We start from the raw sequence: 9,716 nt of genomic DNA on the forward strand, positions 1-9,716 counted from the left end.
GTATTCAGATATCCAAGAAGGTGAATTAAAAGAACTTAATATCATTGTAAAAACTGACGTAAAAGGAACGGTTGATGCTGTAAGCACTTCCCTAACAAAATTATCTAACGAAGAGGTTAAGGTAACAGTAATAGCTGGTGCTGTAGGTGGTATTACAGAATCAGACGTACTTTTAGCCCAAGCATCAAATGCTATTATAATCGGCTTTAACGTAAGACCTACCCAAGGCGCTTTAGAAAGAGCCAAGGATAATAATATAGAAATCAGGACCTACAGCGTAATCTACGAAGCAATCGAAGATGTATCAAAGGCTATAGTAGGTATGCTAGATCCAGAATTTAAGGAAAATGTCCTTGGTAGGGCGGAAGTAAGAGATACCTTCAGGATTCCAGGAGCAGGCACAATCGCAGGTGTCATGGTAACAAGTGGTGTGATTACAAGAAAAGCAAAAATCAGACTCCTTAGGGATAACGTAGTTATCTTTGATGGCGAGATTTCATCAATGAAGAGATTTAAAGATGATGCATCAAAACTCCAATCAGGCTATGAAGGCGGAATCGGACTTGAAAGATACAACGATATTAAGGTAGGCGACGTAATGGAAGCCTATGAAATGGTTGAAACAGAAAGAAGTTTATAGATGAATAAAAAAAGAACAGCGAGGATATCATCTGAGGTCAAAAGGGAAATATCCAAGATAATCATGGATGACCTAAACGACCCAAGATTATCCACAGAAGCCATGGTATCAGTTACAGATGTAGAAGTTACCAACGACTTATCTTACGCTGATATCTATATATCAGTCCTTGGAGACAACAAAACTAAGGATGGAGTAATGGAAGCACTAAACCAAGCCAAGGGTTATATCAAAATCCTAATTGGTGATAGAATGAGACTTAGGTCCATGCCAGAATTTCGCTTTAAATTCGATAATTCAATCGAACATGGTGCCTACATGGACAAGTTAATAGCAGAAACAATTGCAAAGGATAAAAAAGCAAATGAGTCTAGAGAAAATCAGTAAAGAACACTTAGATAAGTTTATAGCAATGGTTGATGAAGCAGAAAATATCGCCATTGCTAGCCACGTGAATCCAGACGGGGACAATCTTGGTTCATCACTAGCCCTAAGAAGGTCATTAGAAAAGTACGGAAAAAAAGTTGAAGTAATTGCTATTGATACAATTGATGATTATTTACAATTTTTACCAGAGCTTGACCACTACAAGGAAGCAAGCCTTGATAAGTACGATTTGTTTATAATCGTGGATTGCTCTGAATTTGATAGGATTGGCAAGGCAACAGAAATCGCCAGAAGGTCTGATAAAACCATAGTCATTGACCACCATGTTGGGGGCAAGATTAACTGTGATTTGAATATGATCTATGAAACCTCACCTGCGACCTGTGAACTAGTTTTTGAGATAATTGATAGGCTAAACCTACCAATGGATAAGACAATTGGCACCCTTTTATTTACTGGCCTATGCACAGACACAGGCAGGTTTATGTATTCAAATGTATCAGAATACACCTTTAGGGCGGCAGGCAGACTAATTACAGACGGAATTGATTATGAAGATATTTACAAAAATCTTTACCAATCCCAACCGGTATCTGTTATGCAATTTCATAATGAAATCATATCTAAGGCAGAATTTTTTGACAAAAAGGCCTTTGCTGTTGCGAGTAAGGCCCAAGTTGAAAAATACGGAGTTCAGATGGGCGATGCAGAATCAATAGTAAATAAACTTAGGGATCTTAGGGAAGTAAACGTCTCTATGATTGTAAAAGAATATGATGATGGCGAATACAAGGTATCTATGAGGAGCAAAACTGCTGATGTAGCAGCTGTTGCCAGAGCTCATGGTGGTGGGGGCCATATCAAAGCAAGTGGATATTCAATCTTTGATGAAAGCCTTGAAGCTGCTTGCCAGAAGGCTCTTGAAGTCTTAAAGGAAATAGATGCTTAAGGGAATCCTTAATATAAACAAAGAAAAGGGCATATCTTCAGCCAGGGTTGTAAGCCTTGTTAGACGTGCCCTTGATATGAAAAAAGTAGGTCACACAGGTACACTTGACCTTGAAGCAAGTGGAGTTTTGCCAATTGTTATAGGCAAGGCTACCAGGGTGTCAGACTACATGATGACCAAGGATAAGGTCTATGAAACCGAGTTGATCCTTGGAGCAAAAACCGATACCCTAGATGCAGCTGGGAAAATTATAGGAAAGAGCGATAAAATTGTCAGTGAGGATAAATTTCTTGAAGTAATGAATACTTTTAAGGGGGAAATAGAGCAAATCCCACCAATGTATTCAGCCCTAAAGGTAAATGGCAAAAAACTTTATGACCTAGCCCGAGATGGCATTGAAATCGAGAGAAAAAGACGAAAAGTTAAGGTTTATGATATAGGGCTTTTAGACTTTGCCTTTCCCAAGGCGATAATTAGGGTGACTTGTTCAAAGGGAACCTATATCAGAACCCTGGTTGACGATTTGGGTGAAAAGCTTGGGACTTTTGCCTATGTAAATGAATTAAAGAGGGTAAGGGTTGGAGATTTTGATATCAAAGATGCTATAAATAGCGAGGATATTTTAGAAATCCCAAAAGAAGCTTTAATAAAAAAACTTTATCCAGTTGACACTGCTCTTAAAGATTTTGAGAAAATTACCCTCGATAAAAAGTATTTAGATTCTTTAGTAAATGGGCAAATCGTAGAAGTAGGTGTAGATTTTGGTAAAATTGTAAGAGTCTACGCTGGAGAAGATTTTGTTGGCCTTGGTAGAAATTATTGTGAGAATAATAAAAAATTCTTAAAAATGGAGAAAGTGTTTTATGAAAGAACAGATAAGAATATATGATTTAAATAGCGACCTACCTGACTTGGAAAAAAAGGTAGTTTCCCTAGGTTATTTTGATGGAGTACACCTAGGCCACCAAAAGTTGATGAAAAGAAATGTAGACTTATCAAAAAAATTCGGTCTAACACCAGCTATTCTCCTTTTTAAAGAAAATACAAAAACAACAGTAAAAGACGAAAAGAGATACCTATCAAGCCTTGAAGATAAGGTGGAAATCCTATCACAGCTTGGAATAAAGACCTTTTGCTTAGTTAATTTTGATGAAAATTTTATGAAGCTTTCGCCTAGAGACTTCATAAAGACAATCATAGCTGAGAAATTAAATGCAAAGATAATTATAGTTGGAGATGATTATCGTTTTGGCTACAAGGCGAGTGGTACAGTTGATACCCTAAGAGAATATGAAGATATTTTCGCCTATAAAACAGATGTAGTTGACCTTGAAATGGAAGATGACCACGGAAAAATTTCATCAGGTCACATTAGGGATCTCATAAGAAATGGAGAAATTGCAAAGGCTAACAAATATCTCGGCAGACCTTATAAAATCCGTGGAAAGGTAGTTCATGGTAAACGCAGGGGCAGGCTTTTAAATTTTCCTACAGCTAATTTGGAGCCAAGTTTTCCCTATGTAATGCCAATAGATGGGGTTTATCTTACCATAACCAACATCAGGGGCAAGGATTATTATGGGCTTACAAATATTGGCTCAAACCCAACCTTTGAAGAAGGCGATGATAAGAAGATAGAGACCTTTATCTTTGACTTTAATCAGTCAATTTATGACGAGAATATCAGTGTAGAATTTATAGAATTTTTAAGACCTGATTACAAATTTGCTTCTGCAGAAGAATTAATCTGCCAAATGGATAAGGATAAGGAAACAGGTCTAGCCTATATTGAAAAATACCTCAAATGATTTGGCAAAACTTCATTTGTGGTGTATAATGATGACGTAGCTTTGCTAGGTATATGAGACCTCGACTAATACATGGCAAAAGCTGAATATACAATACGGAGGAAATTATGAACAAAGTAGAAAAACAAGCAATAATCAAAGAATACCAATTAGACGAGAAAGATTCTGGTTCACCAGAAGTACAAATCGCTATCCTTTCAAAGAGAATAGCTGACTTAACTGAACACTTAAAATCAAATACAAAAGACCATTCTTCAAGACGTGGATTATACAAAATGATCAGACGTAGAAGAGGCATGCTTACTTATTTAAAAGACAATGATATCGATAGATACAGATCAATTGTCGAAAGACTTGGAATAAGAGGTTAATTATTTTGGCGGGGCTTATCCCGCCTTATTTTATATAGGAGAGAGAATGATCAAAAATTACAAATACACTTCAAAAAATGGATACGACTTTGAGGTAACAATTGGCAAGTATGCTGAACAAGCCAACGGTGCCTGCCTTATCCAAAGCGGGGATACTACACTTTTAGTAACTGCAGTTGCTAGCGAAAAACCAAGAGAAGGAATAGATTTCTTCCCACTTATTTGCGATTTCCAAGAAAAACTTTACGCAGTTGGTAAAATCCCTGGAGGTTTCTTAAGAAGAGAAGGCAAGGCAAGCGACGAAGCTACCCTAATTGCTAGACAAATGGATAGACCTCTTAGACCACTTTTCCCAGAAAATTACTATAATGACGTACAAATCATTGCTACAGTCCTATCAATGGATCACGACCACCTTCCAGACCCACTAACAACCATCGGTGCTTCTATAGCCCTTGGTATTTCTGACATTCCATTTGATGGCCCTGTTGGAGCTTGTATGGTAGGAAAAGTTGACGGCAAATTAGTTGTAAATCCAAAGGAAGAAGACAGGAAAAAATCTCAACTTGAACTTACCGTAGCTGGTAAAAAAGGTGCTATCAACATGGTAGAAGCTGGAGCAAATGAGCTTGATGAAAGCGAAATGCTTGAAGCAATGCTTTTAGCCCTTGATGAAATCGGCGACATATCTGACTTTATCCAAACAATCATAGATGATATTGGCCTTCCTAAAAAAGAAGTAGAAGAACACGTTGAAACTGAGCTTGATAGGCTAATTTCAGAAAATTTTGAGGAAGAAATCAAAGCTTCAATTAGAACAACAGATAAGACTGAAAGAGAAGATAACATCTTTAGGATAGAAGAAGCTGCTAAGGAAAAATTCTTAGAAGCTTATCCAGAAAGTGAAGATGAAATCCACAGAAGAATTGATGATATCATGAAAAAAGAAGTCAGAAGGATGATTTCTATTGATAAAATCAGACCAGATGGCAGGGAAATGACAGAAATCAGACCACTTTCTGCAGAGGCAGGCGTACTTCCAAGAGTACATGGTTCTGGGCTTTTCCAAAGAGGTCAAACACAAGTATTATCAATCGTAACACTTGGTTCACCAGCAGATAGCCAATTAATTGATGGTTTAAATATCGAAGATGTAGAAAAAAGATACATGCACCAATACAATTTCCCACCATTCTGTGTAGGAGATATTAGACCACTAAGAGGACCTGGTAGACGTGAAATCGGTCATGGTCACTTAGCTGAAAGAGCACTTGTACCTGTACTTCCAGATGAAAAAGACTTCCCTTACACAATCAGAGTTGTATCTGAAGTTTTATCTTCAAATGGTTCAAGCTCTCAAGCATCAATCTGTGGTTCAACCCTATCTCTAATGGATGCTGGTGTTCCAATTAAAAAGCCGGTTGCAGGTATAGCAATGGGTCTAATCAAGGAAGACGACTCAATTTCTATCCTTACAGACATACAAGGTCTTGAAGACCACCTTGGAGATATGGACTTTAAGGTAGCTGGTACTCGTGATGGTATCACAGCCCTTCAAATGGATATGAAAATATCTGGTATCACAGAAGAAGTTCTTAGACAATCCCTAGCAGATGCAAAAGACGCTAGATTTAGAATCCTAGATGTAATCGAATCTGCTATTGATGCACCAAGAGCAGAATTATCTGAATATGCACCAAGACTATACACAATCGACATCGACCCAGAAAAGGTAAGAGATGTAATAGGTTCTGGTGGAAAGAACATCAACAAGATTATAGACGCCACTGGAGTTAAAATCGAAACAGAAGACGATGGCCACATCACAGTTGCATCTAATGATGGTGCAAGTGGCAAGAAGGCCATAGAAATGATTAGGGCAATTGTAACCGATCCAAAACCAGGCGATGTTTTTGAAGGTACAGTTGTAAGAATTATGAACTTTGGTGCTTTTGTTGAAATTGCAATTGGCAAGGAAGGTCTTCTTCATATCAGCCAAATCGCCCACCACAGGGTAGCCAAGGTAGAAGATGAGCTTAAGATAGGCGATAAGGTCACTGTTAAGGTTACAGAAATCGACAGACAAGGTAGGATTAACCTTTCAAGAAAGGCCCTTCTAGAAAAACCTGAAAAAGCTGAAAGATCTGAAAAGGCTGAAGCTTGGCCAGTAGATGAATCTCCATATAGAAAAGATAATGAATAATCTAAAAGACTGTTACATATTTTGTAGCAGTTTTTTTTATTATTAAATTGACAGCTAAATTAAACTTTTTTTTATTTAATTAATGAGAAAGAATTTTTATTGCATAATTATCAAAGATATGATAATATAAAAATATAAGAAATCGTTATCTCAATTGACGAAATAAGTAAAAGGAGGGAAATCACTCATAATTTCAGCAAGGGGAAGAAATGAGGAAAATAATTGTAAAGGTCCAAAAGTTCGTTATTTATATGATTAGAATAAATGAATCACATGACCTTATAATCTTGCACAAGCATGGAGAAATTTTTCTATTCAATTAATTTTTACAATCATTAGGGAATTAAAATAAGTATTGAAAGAAAATATTTAATGCTATCAATATCGAACAAATACTCTTAAATTTCACTTACATATTTTGGCTGAGTTTAAGGGTGGTATTAAAATAAGAGGTAAAAAATGACAATAAAAAAAGAAAAGATTACAGCGGCTAGGGTTCTAAAGTTTGTGATCCCTTCAGCTATAGGCGTGTTACTTTTAATGACACCCTTTAAAACAGCTGATGGTGGTTCAACTGTAGCAGTATCAGTAATTTCAAAATTTTTAAACCAAACAATAAATTCGATTGTTCGAATCCACTATGTGGCCTTGGCTTGTATTACAATCTCAACCATACTTGCCCTAGCCTATAAGTTTTTTAAACCAGGCTTTATCGAGAAATCTCCTATACTTAAGGAAATCTCAGATATTACTCCTGTTTGGCTTTTTGCAAGGGTTGCAGGTTGCATAATTGGTTATATGACAGCCTTTAAACTTGGACCAGAATTGATTTGGTCAGAAAATACCGGCGGTCTAATCCTATTTGAATTAATCGGTGGACTTTTAACTATATTCTTGGTAGCTGGTTTTATCCTACCATTCCTAACAGAATTCGGTATCCTAGAATTTGTTGGTATTTTCTTATCAAAAATTATGAGACCTGTATTTGAACTACCAGGCCGTTCAGCAGTAGACTGTGTGGCTTCATGGATAGGTGACGGTACCATAGGTGTTGCCCTCACTGCTAAACAATACGAAGAAGGAAACTATACCGAAAAAGAAGCAGCAATTATTTCTACAACTTTCTCAGCGGTATCAATTACTTTCTGTATGGTAGTACTTGAAAATGTAAATATGGTTGACAGATTTGGTTTATTTTACTTTATAGTTGGCGTTTCTGGTATAGTTGCAGCTCTAATTGTGCCACGTATCCCACCTTTATCTGGAAAAAGAGATGTAAGGGCAAAAGAACCTGAAAATCCAAATGAAGAAACAGTTCCAGAGAACTTCACCAGACTAGAATGGGCTACTCAACTTGCAGTTTTAAAGGCAGAAAAGAACTTAAATCTAAAACAATTCCTATTAAACGGTCGTGATACAGTTTTAAGCCTTTGGCTTGGTGTTACACCAGTAATCATGGCAGCAGGAACCCTTGCCCTAGTATTGTCTGAATCAACTCAAATCTTCACTTGGCTTGGTATGCCATTCTTACCAATCCTCAAACTTCTCCAAGTACCAGAAGCAGCTGAGGCAAGTAAGACAATGGTAGTTGGTTTTGCCGACATGGTTGTTCCATCAATCCTTGCCAGCAAGGGCATTACATCACAATTTACCCAATTTGTTGTAGCTGCCATATCTGTAACCCAACTTATCTACATGTCAGAAACAGGAGCAGTTATCCTAGGTTCAAACATCCCAGTAGACCTAAAAGATATCTTCATCCTATTCTTAGAAAGAACTCTAATTACTCTTCCAGTAATAGTAGTTTTAGCTCACTTATTATTCTAAAAATTAATGATTATAACAAATACTCTCTTAAGTCATTATTTGGCTAAGGGAGTATTTTTTTATTAAAAATGTTAAATGATATATTGACAAATTAAAATAATTATTTTAAAATAATAAAAAAAGTAACTATAGTTTTACCATAATTTAATTTGGAGGTTTAAAATGAGAAAAAGATTTGTATTTATGACTATTGTTATTGCTTTTTTATTAGTTCTCACTTCTTGTAGGAGCAGGAAAAAAGAAGACAAGATTGAAATATTTGATTCTAACAATGTAAAAATTGCTGAAACAGAAAAGCAAGAAGAGTTAGATTATTTTAGTAATTTTATAGGGATGAGTGTGGAAAATGTTAATGATAAGAAATTCGATAATTATTTTAAAGAAATACCAGACGATGCAATAAAATCTTATCATTTAATATTTACCAGCAAGGGTAATCACAGTGAAGCTACAAAGATAGATTTCTATATTTATGAAAATTATCCTTATATTACAATGGAGGGAATACCCATGATTACAAGACCATTGACATGGCAACTTTCTAAAGAAGATTTAAAAGAATTTAATGATAAAGTAGAAGATTTAAAAGAATTTAATGATAAAGTAGAAGATTTAAAAGATAAAAGATAAGTTAAAAGTATTAAGAAACAAACCACCCAATGAAATTGATATGCAACAATTTTAACTGTTTTTCCAGTATATATGACGCATACCAAAGACGGGGTGTTTTTTTATATAGAATTTACTGGTGCATTATAGTAAAGATATATAGTTTATTTTTAATGAATTTACCATATAATATAGGGGAGAGGTGTATATGACAAATAGGAACTCTGGGAGAGTGAGAAAGAAGTCGAATCTTAAGTCTCCCAATAAAAGTAAACAAAAGAAATTTAGGGAAAGATCCTTTGATATCAAGACATTTTCTATGGTGGTCATGGTAGCATCTGTCCTAATATTTATATTTATTTTATCATCGAGTACAGGTTTAATCGGCGATGCTTTGTCAAAGTTTTTTGATAGTCTTTTTGGTAAGCTTAGCCTTGCTTTTCCAATTATTTTATTTGCAAGTTTTTATTTAGTTTATAGGGAAAAGTTTAGGGCAAATCTTAGCCGAATGCTTTTAATTTACGGCATATTTTTCTTGACTTTGGCAATTTTATCCAAGGATTATATCAGAAACGAGTTGTCTTGGTCTATTGAATATTCAGCCTTTAAGGGCAGACTAGGTGGAGGTTGGTTTGGAGGCCTTGTTGGGTTTTATGTCTTAAGTTTTATCGGCCATCTTGGTCTTTATATTTTATATGCCAGCCTTATTGGAGCCTTGATTATAAATCTAAGTCCTTATACCTATAAGGAATTTTTTCTAAAATTAAGGGATGGATTAATAATCTTAGGGATTGGAATTAAGCACCTAAGCCAAAAGAGCCTTTTAAAGATTAGGGAAAAAATTGCAGAAAAAAAAGCAAAGAAATTAGAAAACATAGGCAAGGATGAGAAGATTTCAAGCTTAAAGATTAATAATTCTCAA

The 9,716-nt window shown here is 35.6% G+C and carries 10 protein-coding genes; all 10 read left to right on the forward strand.

The window, feature by feature from the left end:
• On the forward strand, positions 1 to 640 hold a 640-nt coding region (locus RQ907_RS05885), incomplete at its 5' end, for a translation initiation factor IF-2 (RefSeq protein ID WP_399522383.1).
• Positions 641 to 1,027, forward strand: a complete 387-nt coding sequence (gene rbfA, locus RQ907_RS05890) for a 30S ribosome-binding factor RbfA (RefSeq protein WP_311492452.1) — start codon at positions 641 to 643, stop codon at positions 1,025 to 1,027.
• Positions 1,005 to 1,976 carry a bifunctional oligoribonuclease/PAP phosphatase NrnA gene (locus RQ907_RS05895; protein WP_311492453.1) on the forward strand — a complete coding sequence of 324 codons (972 nt, stop codon included), beginning with the start codon at positions 1,005 to 1,007 and terminating at the stop codon, positions 1,974 to 1,976. Before rbfA ends, RQ907_RS05895 begins: the two co-directional genes overlap by 23 nt.
• Entirely contained in the window at positions 1,969 to 2,865 is an 897-nt protein-coding gene (gene truB, locus RQ907_RS05900; protein ID WP_311492454.1) for a tRNA pseudouridine(55) synthase TruB, read from the forward strand. Before RQ907_RS05895 ends, truB begins: the two co-directional genes overlap by 8 nt.
• Complete coding sequence (locus RQ907_RS05905; protein ID WP_311492455.1) at positions 2,840 to 3,784, forward strand: bifunctional riboflavin kinase/FAD synthetase; 945 nt, start codon at positions 2,840 to 2,842, stop codon at positions 3,782 to 3,784. The genes truB and RQ907_RS05905 overlap by 26 nt, the downstream gene beginning before the upstream one ends.
• 107 nt (positions 3,785 to 3,891) lie before the next feature.
• Complete coding sequence (rpsO, locus tag RQ907_RS05910) at positions 3,892 to 4,155, forward strand: 30S ribosomal protein S15 (RefSeq protein ID WP_399522386.1); 264 nt, start codon at positions 3,892 to 3,894, stop codon at positions 4,153 to 4,155.
• 46 nt (positions 4,156 to 4,201) lie between these two features.
• Positions 4,202 to 6,358 (forward strand): polyribonucleotide nucleotidyltransferase, encoded by a 2,157-nt coding sequence (locus RQ907_RS05915; RefSeq protein ID WP_311492456.1) that lies wholly within the window; start codon positions 4,202 to 4,204, stop codon positions 6,356 to 6,358.
• Between the two features lie 459 nt (positions 6,359 to 6,817).
• A complete protein-coding gene (locus RQ907_RS05920) occupies positions 6,818 to 8,185 on the forward strand; it encodes a YjiH family protein (protein WP_311492457.1) in 1,368 nt (455 codons plus the stop codon).
• A 162-nt stretch (positions 8,186 to 8,347) separates the two neighbouring features.
• Entirely contained in the window at positions 8,348 to 8,815 is a 468-nt protein-coding gene (locus tag RQ907_RS05925; RefSeq protein WP_311492458.1) for a hypothetical protein, read from the forward strand.
• Between the two features lie 187 nt (positions 8,816 to 9,002).
• Positions 9,003 to 9,716: DNA translocase FtsK 4TM domain-containing protein (locus RQ907_RS05930; protein ID WP_311492459.1), on the forward strand; the 714-nt coding region annotated here is incomplete at its 3' end.

The organism is uncultured Anaerococcus sp. (genome assembly GCF_963510575.1).
GTDB lineage: Bacteria > Bacillota > Clostridia > Tissierellales > Peptoniphilaceae > Anaerococcus.